Source organism: Rathayibacter sp. AY1D9 (genome assembly GCF_002932395.1).
Lineage (GTDB): Bacteria > Actinomycetota > Actinomycetes > Actinomycetales > Microbacteriaceae > Rathayibacter.
Genome location: NZ_PSVQ01000022.1, coordinates 1 through 15,008, shown reverse-complemented (window position 1 = coordinate 15,008; position 15,008 = coordinate 1). Strand labels below are relative to the sequence as shown.

The window sequence follows — 15,008 nt, the reverse complement described above, 5'->3', positions numbered from 1 at the left end:
CCTCAGGCTCCGGGCGGGGCGTCGACCGTCTTGGCGAAGCTGCCGGTGCGGAAGAACGCGAACGCCTTGGCGACCTTCTCGGGGCTGCCGGCGACCACGAGGGTGTCGCCGGGGAAGACGCGGAAGTCGGGGGCCGGCGCCGGATTGGCGGCGTCGCCCCGGACCACGGCGACGACGGTCAGCCCGACGATCCCTCGGTCGGCGGGCTTGCCGAGCTGCTGTCCGGCGATGTGGTCGTCGTAGTCGACGGTGAACCAGTCGATCGAGAGGCCCGGGATCTGATCGAGCGCGGTCAGCGACTCCGTGATCTGCGTGCCGCCGAGGAGCTCGGCGAGGGTGTGCGCCTCGTCGTCGCTCAGGCGGAGGGACACCTTGGCGCCGTCCTGGTCGCCCTCGGCGAACGTGATCAGGTCGCTGTGGCCGGAGCGGTGGGCGATGACCCCGACCTTGCCGCCGTCGGCCGTCAGGAACGTGTGCAGAACGCCGACACCGGGCAGTTTGACCCTGCGGACCTCGACCATGCGTGCTCCCTCCGCGCCGTGCGGCGCTCCCACTCGGGACTTCCAGCTTAGGCGCGTGCGGGGCCCTCCTGCCGAGGGAACCCCGACCCGCCGAGGGATCCCGCAGTTCCCGGCGGGCTCGGCGGTCCTGCGTTCCCTCGCTGCCCACAGGTGGTGGGGGGAGTCTCCACAGAGGGAGCGGAGGGAGGGAAGGGGGGCGGAAGCGTGCAGTGGGGATCTGTCGAGACGGGGCGTGCCGCCGGTCGGACGAGTCCGTGCGGCTGCGCCGCGGTACGCGCGGACCGGCGAGTGGGCGGGGGCCTCCGCGGACGAGCGGCAGCGGGCGCGGATCGACGCCGTGGCCGCGACCTGGAGCGCGCCCTTCGTCCTCCGCGAGTCGGCGGCGGCGGTCCGGGACGCCCCTTGGTCGAGCCGCTCGCGGAGACCGTGCATGTCGAGGGGCGACTGACCTGGGCAGCCGGACGTGGAACGGCGTCGCGGAGCGCGCGTCCGCCCCCACCCGCACTGATCGACGGACGCGCCGTCTCGGATCTGGCGCAGACCGCCGTCGATCCGAATCGCCCCGGCGTTCCTCCGGGACCGCTCGCCCGAGCACGTGCTTCTCGCCGTGAATTGCCGGGAGGATCGGGTCCGCAGCGTCGTCCGCTGGGGCCGACGCGAGGCCTGCGATGCCCGCCCGCTGATCGTCCGGCCGACCCGGGCCCGCGTCCGCCGCGTCGACGGACCCCCGGGCCGTCGAGGGAGCCCGCTGTTCGCGGCGGCCTCGACGGTCAGGATCGCCTCGGTCAGTGAGCGTCAGCTGGGCTGGTACGGCGCGACGACGACCTCGACCCGCTGGAACTCCTTGAGGTCGGAGTAGCCGGTCGTCGCCATCGAGCGGCGCAGGGCGCCGATGAGGTTCGCCGTGCCGTCGGCGCCGGTCGCCGGGCCGTAGAGGACCTGCTCGAGGGTGCCGACGGTGCCGACCTCGACGCGGCGGCCTCGCGGCAGCTGCGGGTGGTGCGCCTCCGCGCCCCAGTGCCAGCCGCCGCCCGGAGCGTCGGTCGCGCGCGCCAGCGCCGAGCCGAGCATCACGGCGTCCGCGCCCACCGCGACGGCCTTCACGATGTCGCCGGAGGTGCCGAGGCCGCCGTCCGCGATGACGTGCACGTAGCGTCCGCCCGACTCGTCGAGGTAGTCGCGGCGAGCGCCGGCGACATCGGCGACCGCGGTCGCCATCGGAGCCTGGATGCCGAGCGTCGTGCGAGTGGTGGAGGCGGCACCGCCGCCGAACCCGACGAGGACGCCCGCGGCGCCCGTGCGCATGAGGTGCAGGGCCGCGGTGTAGGTGGAGGCGCCGCCGACGATGACGGGCACATCGAGCTCGTAGATGAACTTCTTGAGGTTCAGCGGCTCGGTAGCGCGCGAGACGTGCTCGGCCGAGACGGTCGTGCCGCGGATGACGAACACGTCGACCCCGGCGTCGACGACGGTCTGGTAGAGCTCCGCGGTCCGCTGGGGCGACAGGGCCCCGGCGACGGTCACGCCCGCGGCGCGGATCTCGGCCAGGCGCGCGGTCACCAGCTCGGGGCGGATCGGAGCGGAGTAGATCTCCTGCATCCGCTGCGTCGCGGTCTCGGCCGGAAGCCTGCGGATCTCCTCGAGCAGCGGCTCCGGGTCCTCGTACCGCGTCCACAGGCCCTCCAGGTCGAGGACGCCCAGCGCCCCCAGATGCCCGAGCCGGATCGCCGTCGCCGGCGACACCACCGAGTCCATCGGCGCGGCGAGGATCGGCGTCGCGAACTGGTACGCGTCGATCGACCACTTCACCGACACGACCTCGGGGTCGCGCGTCCGGCGGCTCGGGACGACGGCGATGTCGTCGAAGGCGTACGCGCGGCGGGCGCGCTTGGCGCGCCCGATCTCGATCTCCATGACGCTGAGTTTACTGTGGCTCGCTCCTCGCTCCGCTCGCCGCTCGCCGCTCGCCCGCGGTCGGCCCGAGCGGGCGATCGCGGTCCGCGGAGCGGGTCGCGTCCGCGCTACGACGATCCGCTCGCACGCGGATCGCCGGTTACCGCTGAGCGGTGTCAGCTGTGGCTCGCTCCTCGCTCCGCTCGCCGCTCGCCCGCGGTCGGCCCGAACCGGCGATCGCGTTCCGCGGAGCGTCCTGCGTCCGCGCTTCAACGATCCGCTGGAACGCGGATCGCCGGTCACCGCTCCCACCGGGCTCCGCACCAGGCCGCGATCGACGCGAGCGGGCGCACACCACCAGCAGGTAGAGCCAGCGCGGCCGCCACCACAATTCGCTGCAAGGCGGGAAGCCCGTCCCCACTCCGTCGCGCTCGCGCGCGGCGCACGACCACTCCCCCGCGTCGGCAAAGGCGGAAGCCCTCCCCCCGCAGTCGCGGCGGCGCCCCGCGCCGCTCGCGCTGCGCCTCCCGCTCCTCAGCCGAGGACCGGTGCTCGTCTCCCGGAGGGAGGCGGCGGATCGGGATCGCGGCCCCTCCGGCGTGGTGGGCGTATGGGCCGCAGGCCCATCGGGCAGAGGGGCCGCGATCCCGATCCGCCGCCGGCCCCACCAGACCTCTCAGCGCCGGTAGTTCGGCGCCTCCACCACCATCTGCACATCGTGCGGGTGCGACTCCTTCAGCCCGGCCGCCGTGATGCGCACGAACTTCCCGCGCTCCTTCAGCTCGGGGATGGTGCGCGCTCCGACGTAGAACATCGACTGGCGGAGCCCGCCGGCGAGCTGGTACGCCACGTTCGCGAGCGGGCCGCGATAGGGCACCTGGCCCTCGATGCCCTCGGCGATCAGCTTGTCGTCGGTGGGCACGTCGGACTGGAAGTAGCGGTCCTTCGAGTAGGAGGTCCGCTCGCCGCGGGTCTGCAGGGCGCCGAGGGAGCCCATCCCGCGGTAGGTCTTGAACTGCTTGCCGTTCTGGAACACGAGGTCGCCGGGGCTCTCCTCGCAGCCCGCGAGGAGCGAGCCGAGCATCACGGTGTCGGCGCCGGCGACGAGCGCCTTGGCGATGTCGCCGGAGTACTGGAGGCCGCCGTCGGCGATCACGGGGACGCCGGACTCGCGCGCGGCGAGGGACGCCTCGTAGACCGCGGTGACCTGCGGGACTCCGACGCCGGCGACGACGCGGGTGGTGCAGATCGAGCCGGGGCCGACGCCGACCTTGATGGCGTCGGCGCCCGCGTCGACGAGGGCCTGCGCCCCGGAGCGGGTCGCGACGTTGCCGCCGATGACGTCGACGCCGGCGAACGCGGAGTCGGACTTCAGGCGGCCGATGATGTCGAGCACGCCGGCGGAGTCGCCGTTGGCGGTGTCGACGACGATCACGTCGACGCCCGCGTCGAGCAGGGCGGTGGCGCGCTGCCAGGCGTCGCCGAAGAAGCCGATCGCGGCGCCGACCCGGAGGCGGCCCTCGTCGTCCTTCGTGGCGTTGGGGTACTGCTCCGACTTGTCGAAGTCCTTGACCGTGATGAGGCCGGCGAGCTTGCCCTGCGCGTCGACGAGCGGCAGCTTCTCGATCTTGTGCTGCGCGAAGAGGGCGATGACCTCGCTGTCGGGGATGCCGACGCGGCCCGTGATCAGGCCGGTGCTGGTCATCACGTCGCGGACGAGCGTGGTCGCCTTCTCGAACGGCGAGACGAAGCGCATGTCGCGGTTGGTGATGATGCCCACGAGCACGCCGGTGGAGTCGACGACGGGGAGGCCGCTGATCCGGTACTGGCCGCAGAGGTCGTCGACCTGGGCGACGGTGGCGTCCGGGGTGGTGGTGACGGGGTTCGAGACCATGCCCGACTCGCTCCGCTTCACCCGGTCGACCTGGTCGGCCTGGTCGGCGATCGAGAGGTTGCGGTGCAGGACGCCGAGGCCGCCCTGGCGGGCCATCGCGATCGCCATGCGCGCCTCGGTGACGGTGTCCATCGCCGCGGAGAGCAACGGGGTCGCCACGCTGATGCGCTTGGTGAGACGGGAGGCCGTGTCGGCCTCGCTCGGGATGACGTCGGTGTGCCCCGGGAGGAGCATGACGTCGTCGTAGGTGAGTCCGAGGAATCCGAAGGGATCCGGCTGGTCCATCAATGCCCCTTAGCAGGTCGAGTGCGGGAGCCCGGAGAGGACGGGAGGAGTCCGCTCACGAGCGCCACGGTTGTTCGATCTTAAGCGCCGTGAGGCTCGCGGTATTCCTCGACGGCGCGGCCGCCGGGCCGCGGATGGGCGCTGGAGCGCTCTCCTCTCCCTCATAATGTCGTCACGCGTAAGTGCGGACGGTGAAACACCGCCGACACATGCGGAACGTATGGTCAACCAACGTTGTTTGACGACGGCGATTCGGGCGTGCCCGGAGACCCCATCCGTCTGTGCACCCTGACGAGAGGTAGACGTCTTGCTCACAGCCAGCCGTTCGATGCGCCGCCAGCGCTCGACGACCCTGCATCCGACGGACCGGGAGGCGCCCCGTGGATAGGAGACGCCCGAGGCTCCGAGACCGGCTCCTGTCCCTGGGTCTGCTCGCCGCGACCCTCACCGGGATCGCCGCGGCGGCCCCCGCCGCACTCGCCGCCACCACCGCCGACCAGTCGATCATCGCCTGGGTCCGCGTGCAGGGGACGAACGAGAACCTGACGGGGGTGACTGTCGAGATCGGCGGCGACGCCTCCGCGACCGTGACCACCGGCGAGGACGGCCGGGCCACGTTCCCCCTCGACGCCGCGGGCACCTACACGGTGACCGTCGACGAGGAGTCCCTGCCCGCCGACAAGGGCTACCCCGCCGCAGGTCAGAACCCGAAGCAGGTGAAGATCGTCGCCTCGCAGAACCAGATCGTGAACTTCATCGTCTCGACGGCCAACCCGAAGGGCTCCGGAGCGACCGTCCCGGTCCCGACGGACTCCGCGGCTCCGACGAGCCCCGCGACCGAGGGCACGACCGGCAACGACGCGACGAACCCCGACGGGACGTCCAACGCGGTGAACCAGCCGGTGTCGGCCGACACGTTCTGGATCATCTTCTGGCCGAAGGTCGTCACCGGCCTGATCTTCGGGCTCCTGATCGCCCTCGCGGCGATCGGCGCCTCGCTGATCTACGGCGTGACCGGCCTGAACAACTTCGCCCACGGCGAGCTGGTCACCTTCGGGGCGCTGATGGCGTACCTCTTCTCCGGGGTCTTCGGACTCCCGGCGCTGCTGGCCATCCCGATCGCGGTGATCCTCGGCGGGGCCTTCGGCTTCGTCCAGGACGGGCTGCTCTGGAAGCCGCTGCGGAAGAAGGGCATCCAGCTCATCCCGCTGATGATCGTGACGATCGGCCTCTCGCTGGCCCTGCGCTACGTGTTCGTCTTCTTCTTCGGAGCCGACCGCCTCTCGCTCCCCAACAGCACCGCTCCGTTCTTCACGGTGCCGGAGCTCGGGATCAGCCTGAAGTTCACCGACATCGTCGGCGCCGTCGTCGGCGTCGTCTGCATCGTCGCCGTGGCCTACGTCCTCACGAAGACGAAGATCGGCAAGGCGATGCGGGCGGTCTCGGACAACCGGGCCCTCGCCTCCGCCTCGGGCATCAACGTCGAGCGCGTCATCCGCGTCGTCTGGGTGATGTCGGGCGCTCTCGCCGCGCTGGCGGGCGTCTACATCGGCTACTACCAGTCGCTGCGCTGGGACACGGGAGCGTCGATCCTGCTGCTGATCTTCGCGGCGATCACGCTCGGCGGACTCGGCTCCGCCTACGGCGCGCTGGTCGGCTCGCTCATCATCGGACTGATGATGAACATCTCGACGATCTGGATCCCGGAGAACCTCAAGTACGTGGCTCCGCTCGTTCTCATGATCATCATCCTCCTGGTCAGGCCGCAGGGAATCCTGGGCCGCAAGGAACGGATCGGCTAGGACACCATGAACCTCAACTTCATCTGGCTGGCGATCGGGCAGATCGTCGATCCCACTGTCGCCGCGTACGCGCTGGCGACCATCGGCCTGGTCATCCACTTCGGATTCACGGGGCTGCTCAACTTCGGACAGGCCGGCTTCATGGCAGTGGGCGGCTACGCCTTCGCCATCACCTCGGTCAAGTTCGAATGGCCCGTCTGGGGCTCCTTCCTCGCGACGATCGTCGCGGCGACCGTCTTCGCGCTCATCCTGGGCATCCCGACGCTCCGGCTGCGGGCCGACTACCTCTCGATCGTGACGATCGCGGCGGCGGAGATCATCCGGCTCTCGGTCAAGACCCCCGAGTTCTCGGCGATCACCGGCGGCTCGGAGGGCATCAACGGCGCGGCGAAGGCGTTCAACGACCTCAACCCGCTCCCCGAGGGCCGCTGGGGCATCGGCGTCCTCACCTACAGCCAGGACCAGTGGTGGGTGCGGATCGTCGGCTGGGGCCTCGTGCTCCTGGCCTGCCTCCTGGTGTTCCTCCTGATGCGCAGCCCCTGGGGCCGCGTCATCAAGGGCATCCGCGAGGACGAGGACGCCGTGCGCTCGCTCGGCAAGAACGTCTTCTCGTACAAGATCCAGGCGCTCATCCTGGGCGGCGTGCTCGGAGGCCTCGCAGGAGCGCTGTTCATCCTCCCCCGCTCGCTCCAGCCCGACAACTACGGCACCCAGCTCACGTTCTTCCTCTACACGATCATGCTGCTGGGCGGCGCCGCGACGGTCTTCGGACCCGTCGTCGGCTCGATCATCTTCTGGGTCGTCCTCGGTCTGACCGACGGACTGCTCACGCTCGGGATCGACACCGGGGTCCTCAACAACGACCTCATCCGCCTCACCACCGTGCAGACCGGGCCCATCCGGTTCATCGTGGTGGGGGTAGCCCTCATGCTCCTGGTGATCTTCAGACCCCAGGGGATCTTCGGCAAGAAGAAGGATCTGCACTTTGCCTAAGACGCCGGTCTCGGACATCACCGAGGAAGCAATCGTCCCCGGGGTCAGGAAGAAGGACCCCATCGTCGTCGCCGACAACGTCAGCCGCCGCTTCGGCGGCCTGACCGCGGTCGACGTCGAGCACCTCGAGATCCCCCGCGGATCCATCACCGCCCTGATCGGCCCGAACGGGGCCGGAAAGACCACGTTCTTCAACCTGCTGACGGGCTTCGACAAGCCCAACACCGGCAAGTGGAACTTCAAGGGCAAGAACCTCGCCAACGTCCCGGCCTACCGGGTGTCGCGGATGGGCATGGTGCGCACGTTCCAGCTCACCAAGGCGCTCGGCGGCATGACGGTGCTCGAGAACATGCTGCTCGGCGCGAAGGGGCAGAAGGGCGAGAACATCTTCACCTCGCTCATCCGCCCGCTGTGGTCGAAGGAGGAGGACTCGATCGAGCAGCGCGCGATCCGCCTGCTCGAGAAGTTCAAGCTGGACACCAAGCGGGACGACTACGCGTCGAGCCTGTCGGGCGGCCAGAAGAAGCTGCTCGAGATGGCGCGGGCGCTGATGTCGGAACCCGAGCTCGTCATGCTCGACGAGCCGATGGCCGGCGTGAACCCGGCGTTGACGCAGTCGCTCCTGGGTCACATCGTGAACCTGAAGGACGAGGGCATGACCGTGCTCTTCGTCGAGCACGACATGCACATGGTCAACACGATCGCCGACTGGGTGATCGTGATGGCCGAGGGCAAGGTCGTCGCCGAGGGCCCGCCCTCGACCGTGATGAACGACCCGGCCGTCATCGACGCGTACCTCGGCGCGCACCACGACACCGACCTGGGCACGATCGAGGGCCAGCTCGAGATCGCCGAGGAGATGGACTCCGACCTCGTCCGCGAGGACGTGGAGCGGCAGGCGGAGCAGGCCGGCATCCCGACGCCCGGCCACGACGCTCCGGCGGCCGGAACGGCGTCCCCGTCGGCCTCCGCGCCGACGAGCGTCGCCCCGACGACCGACGCCCCGGCCGTCGAATTCGAGAAGGACGAGAGATGACCGCCGACACGACGACTCCGAACACCCTCGAGACGCACGATCTGCACGCGGGCTACGTGCCGGGGGTCAACATCCTCAACGGCTCGAACGTCTACGTGAAGCGCGGCGAGCTCGTCGGGATCATCGGCCCGAACGGTGCAGGCAAGTCGACGCTGCTGAAGGCGATGTTCGGCCTGGTCAACATCCGCCGGGGCACCGTCCTGCTGAACGGCGAGGACATCACCGGCCTCAAGGCCGACAAGCTGGTGTCCAAGGGCGTGGGCTTCGTGCCGCAGAACAACAACGTCTTCCCGTCGCTCACCATCGAGGAGAACCTCGAGATGGGCATGTACCAGAAGCCGAAGCTGTACAAGGAGCGGCTCGAGTTCGTCACCGAGCTCTTCCCGGAGCTCAGCAAGCGGCTCAAGCAGCGCTCGGGGTCGCTCTCGGGCGGTGAGCGCCAGATGGTGGCGATGTCGCGGGCTCTGATGATGGACCCGTCGATGCTGCTGCTCGACGAGCCCAGCGCCGGCCTGTCCCCGATGCGGCAGGACGAGACCTTCGTCAACGTGCAGCGGATCAACCGCGCGGGCGTCTCGATCATGATCGTCGAGCAGAACGCGCGGCGGGCGCTGCAGATCTGCGACCGCGGCTACGTCCTCGACCAGGGCCGCGACGCCTACGAGGGCGCGGGCCGGGAGCTGATGAACGATCCGAAGGTCATCGAGCTCTACCTGGGCACGCTCGCGACGACCAACGAGGTCACCACGAGCACCCCGACCGTCGGCGGCTGACCCCCGCTGCGAAGGGCCCGTCGTCTCCGGACGGCGGGCCCTTCGTCGTTGCCGGGGCGCGGAGCGGGCGCGAGCGGGCCGAGGGGCCGGTGCGGCTCCGGGGCGGAGGCGGGGCCGCTCGCGCAGGGCGCCGGGCGGCTCGGAGACCACTCCGAGCAGGGCGGGAAGGCAGGCGGCTCGGTGCCCGGAGACGCGCCGGCAAGGGGTGCCGCAGAAGGGAGGCGGGGGGGCCGCTCTCCCGGCGCGGACAGGCCTTCACCGGTCTCTCCGCGATGCCCGCCGAACCCCCGGGAAGTCGGCGGAACGGCGGGCCAGACCCTCGGTCTCCTGTCCGCGGGACGAGGGCAGGACAGCGAGAGTCTCTCCGCACCAGCGACACCCACGAGGGGGACAGGATATCGCCCTGCCTGCCGTAGTTTTGGGTACACGGGACAGCCCTGCAGGGGGACGTCCCGCTCCCCTCTCCCCCGGTAGGGACCGCGATCGGCCGCCGATCTCCTCCCCTCCCCGCAGCGCCTCGAGCGCCGCGTCGTCCGCCTCGAAGGAGCCGACCATGAAGAGATACACCCCCGCCCCTGTGGAACTCGGAGCCGGCTTCGGCACCGGTGCGATCGGCGACTACGAGCGCTGGCGCGTCGTCGGCGTCTACGCCCAGGTCGTCATCGCCGAGACCACCGGCGGCAAGCGCCGCAACTACAGCCGTTCCTTCGTCACGTACCGCCTGGCGCAGGAGGCGGAGCTGCTCCGCGCCTCCTAGGCCCTCCGCACTCCACGAGCGCGCGTCCTCCCACTGGAGGGCGCGCGCTTCTGCGTTCCCGCTCGACGTCGTCGCTCCCGCCCGCGGTTCGGCAGGGCGCCCCCTCGAGGCAGGGAGAGGCGCTCGGAGGCGCGTACAGGCCGTCAGAGCCGCTCCTCCTCCCGGGTGGCTCCTCGACGCCACGCCGGGCCCTGGACGCCGCGGAGCCGTCCGCCCGCACCCGACAGCGGCCACCCTCCCGGACGACCGCCGCGCCTCGCTGCGTCCGCACGACCGGCGCGTCTCCTGCTCTCCGCTCCGGGAACGGCGGAGGGGCCCGGTCCGAAGACCGAGCCCCTCAGGGATGCGGCAGGAGCCGCGTCACCGCGTCGTCAGTTCAGCGAACCCTCGACGGTCTCCTCGAAGGAGGTGGTGTTGCCCGTGCCGTACTTGTAGATCGAGACCGAGGCCTCGCTGGTGTCGCCGTTCTCGTCGAACGAGATCGGGCCGGAGAGGCCGTCGTAGTCGACGTCCTCGCCGTCGGCGATGAGCTTCGCGCAGTCGGCGAAGGTCGTGCACTTGGTGCCGCCCTCCGAGACCGACATGAGGTTGTCGCGGATGGTCGCACCGTCCGTCGCCTTGCCCTGGAGCGCGGCGAGAGCGGTCAGGACCGTGGCGTCGTACGACTCCGGCGCGTAGCTGAACACGGTCAGCGCGTCGTTGCCCTGCGACTCCACGAGCGACTGCAGCTTGCCCTGGAAGTCCTCGGACGCCTGGACGCCCGGGTTGGTGAACTGGGCGCCGGCGATGTCGACGTTGGTGTCGGACTCGCCGATGACGCCGTAGTTGCCGTCCGTGCCGTAGAGCTTCGAGAAGTCGAAGCCCTTGGCCGAGAGCTGCTCCGCGATGGTCTTGATCTCGTCGAACGAGATGACGACCAGCGCGTCGGGGTTCGGGGCGAGGACCGAGGTCAGCGCCGAGTTGAAGTCGGTCGAGGCCGGCTCGAAGATCTCCTCCGCCGCGACGGATGCTCCGCCCGCCTCGAGGGTCTCCTTGATGTTCTTCTCGAGGCCGGTGCCGTACGCGTCGTTCATGTACAGGATCGAGACGTTGGTCTTGCCGTCGCCGAGGATCTTGTTGCCGAGGATGCGGCCCTGGAGCACGTCCGAGGGAGCGGTGCGCCAGTAGTAGCCGTCGTCGTCGTAGGTCGTGAAGTCCGGCGAGGTGTTGGCCGGCGAGATCTGGACGACCCCCGCCTGGGTCACCTGGTCGATGAAGGTCTTCGAGACGCCCGAGGACGCCGCGCCGATGATGGCGGAGACGTTGTCGGCGATGAGGGACGTGGCCGACTGCGTCGCGATGTCGGTCGTGGTGTCGCCCGAGTCCTTCTGCTCCACGTCGATCGTGATGCCGGCCTTGGCGTCGTTGATGTCGACGACCGCCTGGTCGACGCCCGCGATCTCGGGCGGGCCGAGGACGGCGAGGGTGCCGGTCTGCGGGAGGATCGTGCCGATCTTGAGGGACAGGTCGCCCGAGCCGCTGTCGCCGCTCGATCCGCTGTCGCCGCCGCCGGCGCAGCCGGCGAGGACGAGAGCGCTGGCGCCCAGAATGGCGACGCCGCCGAGGGTTGCCCGGAGGGACCGCGCGCGGGCCGAGCCGGCCTTCGCGTAAACGCCCATGTTGCTCCTTGAGAGGTGTGTGTCAGTGGGAGCGGCGCCGGTGGCAACCGCTCGGCCAACCTAACCTTCGAAGCAGCCGTGAACAATACAGGGGTGTTACCAATACGTTTCGCGACCGGATCGTTACCATTCCGCTGTCGCGCCGCGCCAGGACGACGCGTTCCGCAGATCAGACGGAGGATCGGCGCCGTCTGCGCTCCGCGGCGACGAGGTCGCCTGAGAAGATCGCCAGGGCGGCCCACACCAGCGCGAAGCCGATCCAGCGCTCGAGCGGCATCTCCTCGTGCAGGACGAAGGCCCCGACGAGGAACTGCAGGAACGGCGTCAGGTACTGCACGAAGCCGACGATCGACAGCGGGAGGCGCCGGGCGGCGCCCGCGAACAGGAGCAGCGGGACGGCCGTGACGATCCCGGCCGAGGCGAGGATGAGGGCGTGCCCCGTCCCCTCCGTCGTCAGGGTCAGCCCCACCGTGGAGCCGACGACCGCCAGCTGCACCACGGCGAGCGGCGTCAGCCAGAGCGTCTCGAGCGTCAGCCCGCCGACCGCGTCCACCGTGCCGCCGACGCGGCTCTTCACCAGGCCGTAGAGGCCGAACGAGAAGGCGAGGGCGAGCGAGATCCACGGGAAGGATCCGTAGCCCACCGCGATGACCAGCACCGCGACCGCGCTGACGCCCATCGCGGCCCACTGCAGGGGCCGGAGGCGCTCGCGCAGCACCAGGACGCCCAGCAGCACCGTGACCAGCGGGTTCATGAAGTAGCCCAGGGCCGCCTCGATGACGTGGCCCGTGGTCGTGGCGATCACGTAGACCTGCCAGTTGACGTAGATGAGCACGCCCGCGATCGCCATCACGCCGAGCAGGCGGGGGCGGCGCAGCAGCGCGCCGAAGGAGCGCCAGCCGCGGAGGACCGTGAGCAGGATCACGCAGAAGACGAGCGAGAAGAGCACCCGGAACGCGACGATCTCGAACGGCGAGGCCGGCGCCATCGCGATGAAGTAGAGCGGCATCGCACCCCAGAGCAGGTAGGCCGAGAACGCGAACAGCAGCCCCGTGCCGGACATCCCGCCCGGGCGTCCCGCCGCTCCGAGCGCCTCCACTCCTTCGCCGACGGGCACGTCCGAAGGGGACGGCGAGACGGCCTCGGCAGGGGTGCGGGAGCTGGTCACTCCCCCGATGCTACGCAGGCGCGGGGTGGGAGGACGGCCCCGCAGCGGGCGGATCAGGCCACTGGTCGCGAGGAGGACCGGGAACGACGGAAGGGCCCGCCGACCGAGGTCGACGGGCCCTTCCGAGGGATGCTGCCTAGCGGACGACGACCGCGAGGACGTCGCGAGCGGAGAGGACCAGCAGGTCCTCGCCGCCGAACTTGACCTCGGTTCCGCCGTACTTGGAGTAGATCACCTTGTCGCCGACGGCGACGTCGAGCGGCACGCGGTTGCCGTTGTCGTCGATGCGACCGGGTCCGACGGCGACGACCTCGCCCTCCTGCGGCTTCTCCTTGGCGGTATCGGGGATGACGAGACCGGAAGCGGTCACCTGCTCCGCCTCGACCTGCTTGATGACGATGCGATCTTCGAGCGGCTTGATGGACACCGACACGGTTGACCTCTTTCTTGACGACGATGTGGGCGGAACGCGGTTCTGGCACACACGCTCCGAGAGTGCTAGATCCATCGTAGGGGCTCCGCTGGCACTCGTGCAATCAGAGTGCCAAGCGGGGCGGCGGACCCGCCGGGAGGCCGTGGCCTACCATGGCCGGATGCGACGCGACGAGCTGGTCGAGCTCCTCTCCCCCGAGGGCCTCCGGCTCCTCGACTCCCTCGACGGCTACCGGTCCGACGATCTGGTGCGGGCCGTGGCACGCCTCCGGGCCGCCGGCCACTCCCCCGTCCTCGTCGCCGCGGTGCTCACCCAGGCGAGGCTCCGGCAGAAGGCGGAGGCGAAGTTCGGCGAGTTCGCCCGCTCGATGCTCTTCACGGACGCGGGACTCGAGCAGGCGACGCGGCTGCGCGTCGCCGCCCTGCACGCCGGCCGGTTCGCTGCGGCGGGAGCGGCGCGCGTCGCCGACCTCGGCAGCGGGATCGGCGGCGACGCCCTCGCGATGGCCGCGATCGACCTGGCGGTCACCGCCGTCGAGGCCGACGAGGTCACCGCGACCCTGGCCAGCTTCAACCTCGCCCCGTTCCCCGCGGCGAGCGCCGTGCACTCGACGGGCGAGGGCTTCGACCTCGACGGCTTCGACGCCGTCTACCTGGACCCGGCACGCCGCACGGCCGGCCACCGCGAGACCCGCCGGCTCGACGATCCGGACGACTACTCCCCCTCCCTCGACTTCGCGTTCGGCCTGGCCGAGCACCGTCCCGTGGGCGTGAAGGTGGGTCCCGGCTTCGACCGCGAGCGCCTGCCGCGGGACGCCGAGGCGCAGTGGGTCTCGGTCGACGGGGAGCTGGTCGAGACCGGGATCTGGTTCGGTTCTCTGGCGCGCCCGGGCGTGCGCCGCTCCGCTCTGCTGCTCGGCGCGGCCGGCTCCTCCGAGCTCACCGCGGCGGGCGACAGCGAGGACGAGGAGGTCGGCCCCCTCGGCGCGTTCGTGCACGAGCCGGACGGCTCCGCGATCCGCGCGCGCCTCCTGGGCGAGCTCGCGCGCTCCAGCGGCTCGCGGATGCTCTCGCCCGGCATCGCCTATCTGACGGGCGACGATGCGGCCGCCTCGCCCTTCCTCCGCAGCTTCCGGGTCCTCGCCGAGCTGCCGCTGGACGAGCGCACGCTGGCGAAGGAGCTGCGCACCCGCGGCATCGGCGTGCTCGAGATCAAGAAGCGCGGGGTGGACGTCGACCCCGCCCGCTTCCGCAAGCGGCTGGGCCTCTCCGGCACCGGCAGCGCGGTGCTGATCCTGACGCGGATCGCCGGGCGCCACCGCGCGCTGCTCGCGGAGCGCGTCGAGCGGCCCGCGCCGGCTCAGTAGCCGGAGGTGCCGGCGGCGAGGGCCACCACGACGAAGACGAGGAAGACCGCCAGGTAGATCAGCGAGACGGCGATGCCGGCGAACCCGGTGATGATCGCGGTCAGCGCGAAGCCGCGTGCGGCCGGCTCGCGCCGGCGTCCGAGGAAGCCGAGCACGACGGCCGGAGCCGACAACAGGAAGCCGAAACCGGCGGCGAAGAGCGTGATGACCAGGCCGACGATACCGAGGATCATCCCGACGAGGCTCAGCGTGCGGGGGACGACGGGCGCCGGAGCGGCCGCGTAGGCGGCGGGGTGGCCGGGCGCGGAGGAGTAGGCGGGCGCCGAGGGGTACGCGGGCGGCGGCGGCGGCGACCCGTAGGCCGGCGGTGCGGAGTCGGCGAGCGGCACCGACGGCTGCGACGCGGCCGAGGGCGGAGCGGGCGGGGCC

12 protein-coding genes and 1 pseudogene are annotated in these 15,008 nt (G+C 70.9%); 6 read left to right on the top strand and 7 right to left on the bottom strand.

Translation table 11 applies throughout. From position 1 onward, the window contains the following. Nucleotides 1–2: 2 nt before the first annotated feature. The 3 genes from C5C50_RS10455 to guaB form a co-directional block, all read right to left on the bottom strand. Nucleotides 3–521, bottom strand: coding sequence for a cation:proton antiporter regulatory subunit (locus C5C50_RS10455; protein WP_068256939.1), 519 nt, complete (start codon nt 519–521; stop codon nt 3–5). Between the two features lie 795 nt (nt 522–1,316). After that, nucleotides 1,317–2,435 (bottom strand): GuaB3 family IMP dehydrogenase-related protein, encoded by a 1,119-nt coding sequence (locus C5C50_RS10445; RefSeq protein WP_104248095.1) that lies wholly within the window; start codon nt 2,433–2,435, stop codon nt 1,317–1,319. Nucleotides 2,436–3,090: 655 nt separating this feature from the next. Further along, the gene (gene guaB / locus C5C50_RS10440) at nt 3,091–4,593 is read right to left on the bottom strand and encodes an IMP dehydrogenase (RefSeq protein WP_104269417.1); all 1,503 of its coding nucleotides are present in this window, start codon (nt 4,591–4,593) and stop codon (nt 3,091–3,093) included. 380 nt (nt 4,594–4,973) lie between these two features. Between guaB and C5C50_RS10435 the strand changes: the two genes are divergently transcribed. The 5 genes from C5C50_RS10435 to C5C50_RS10415 all read left to right on the top strand — a co-directional run bounded on the left by C5C50_RS10435 (nt 4,974) and on the right by C5C50_RS10415 (nt 9,954). Next, nucleotides 4,974–6,395 (top strand): branched-chain amino acid ABC transporter permease, encoded by a 1,422-nt coding sequence (locus C5C50_RS10435; protein WP_104269416.1) that lies wholly within the window; start codon nt 4,974–4,976, stop codon nt 6,393–6,395. A gap of 6 nt (nt 6,396–6,401) precedes the next feature. Next, a complete protein-coding gene (locus tag C5C50_RS10430; RefSeq protein ID WP_104224731.1) occupies nt 6,402–7,388 on the top strand; it encodes a branched-chain amino acid ABC transporter permease in 987 nt (328 codons plus the stop codon). Beyond that, nucleotides 7,381–8,424, top strand: a complete 1,044-nt coding sequence (locus tag C5C50_RS10425; protein ID WP_104251056.1) for an ABC transporter ATP-binding protein — start codon at nt 7,381–7,383, stop codon at nt 8,422–8,424. The genes C5C50_RS10430 and C5C50_RS10425 overlap by 8 nt, the downstream gene beginning before the upstream one ends. Continuing rightward, complete coding sequence (locus tag C5C50_RS10420; protein ID WP_104273403.1) at nt 8,421–9,197, top strand: ABC transporter ATP-binding protein; 777 nt, start codon at nt 8,421–8,423, stop codon at nt 9,195–9,197. Before C5C50_RS10425 ends, C5C50_RS10420 begins: the two co-directional genes overlap by 4 nt. Before the next feature lie 553 nt (nt 9,198–9,750). After that, nucleotides 9,751–9,954, top strand: coding sequence for a hypothetical protein (locus tag C5C50_RS10415; RefSeq protein ID WP_146076626.1), 204 nt, complete (start codon nt 9,751–9,753; stop codon nt 9,952–9,954). Nucleotides 9,955–10,325: 371 nt separating this feature from the next. On the opposite strand, the gene C5C50_RS10410 is transcribed toward C5C50_RS10415, so the two are convergent. From C5C50_RS10410 to groES, 3 genes are all read right to left on the bottom strand, one after another. Further along, nucleotides 10,326–11,612, bottom strand: coding sequence for an ABC transporter substrate-binding protein (locus C5C50_RS10410; RefSeq protein WP_104234163.1), 1,287 nt, complete (start codon nt 11,610–11,612; stop codon nt 10,326–10,328). Between the two features lie 169 nt (nt 11,613–11,781). After that, complete coding sequence (gene rarD, locus C5C50_RS10405) at nt 11,782–12,675, bottom strand: EamA family transporter RarD (RefSeq protein ID WP_104224726.1); 894 nt, start codon at nt 12,673–12,675, stop codon at nt 11,782–11,784. A gap of 241 nt (nt 12,676–12,916) precedes the next feature. Next, nucleotides 12,917–13,213 carry a co-chaperone GroES gene (groES, locus tag C5C50_RS10400; protein ID WP_097167691.1) on the bottom strand — a complete coding sequence of 99 codons (297 nt, stop codon included), beginning with the start codon at nt 13,211–13,213 and terminating at the stop codon, nt 12,917–12,919. A 160-nt stretch (nt 13,214–13,373) separates the two neighbouring features. Between groES and C5C50_RS10395 the strand changes: the two genes are divergently transcribed. After that, entirely contained in the window at nt 13,374–14,579 is a 1,206-nt protein-coding gene (locus C5C50_RS10395) for an SAM-dependent methyltransferase (RefSeq protein ID WP_104273402.1), read from the top strand. On the opposite strand, the pseudogene C5C50_RS16990 reads toward C5C50_RS10395, so the two are convergent. Then, nucleotides 14,573–15,008 (bottom strand): annotated as a pseudogene (locus C5C50_RS16990) (hypothetical protein); the annotation flags it as partial. The gene C5C50_RS10395 and the pseudogene C5C50_RS16990 overlap by 7 nt on opposite strands.

What these genes read in the sequence shown, in the direction of transcription:
- C5C50_RS10410 (WP_104234163.1), bottom strand. Translation starts at nt 11,612, where the DNA reads ATGGGCGTTTACGCGAAGGCCGGCTCGGCCCGCGCGCGGTCCCTCCGG.
- C5C50_RS10420 (WP_104273403.1), top strand. Translation starts at nt 8,421, where the DNA reads ATGACCGCCGACACGACGACTCCGAACACCCTCGAGACGCACGATCTG.
- C5C50_RS10395 (WP_104273402.1), top strand. Translation starts at nt 13,374, where the DNA reads ATGCGACGCGACGAGCTGGTCGAGCTCCTCTCCCCCGAGGGCCTCCGG.
- C5C50_RS10415 (WP_146076626.1), top strand. Translation starts at nt 9,751, where the DNA reads ATGAAGAGATACACCCCCGCCCCTGTGGAACTCGGAGCCGGCTTCGGC.
- C5C50_RS10445 (WP_104248095.1), bottom strand. Translation starts at nt 2,435, where the DNA reads ATGGAGATCGAGATCGGGCGCGCCAAGCGCGCCCGCCGCGCGTACGCC.
- rarD (WP_104224726.1), bottom strand. Translation starts at nt 12,675, where the DNA reads ATGTCCGGCACGGGGCTGCTGTTCGCGTTCTCGGCCTACCTGCTCTGG.
- guaB (WP_104269417.1), bottom strand. Translation starts at nt 4,593, where the DNA reads ATGGACCAGCCGGATCCCTTCGGATTCCTCGGACTCACCTACGACGAC.
- C5C50_RS10430 (WP_104224731.1), top strand. Translation starts at nt 6,402, where the DNA reads ATGAACCTCAACTTCATCTGGCTGGCGATCGGGCAGATCGTCGATCCC.
- C5C50_RS10455 (WP_068256939.1), bottom strand. Translation starts at nt 521, where the DNA reads ATGGTCGAGGTCCGCAGGGTCAAACTGCCCGGTGTCGGCGTTCTGCAC.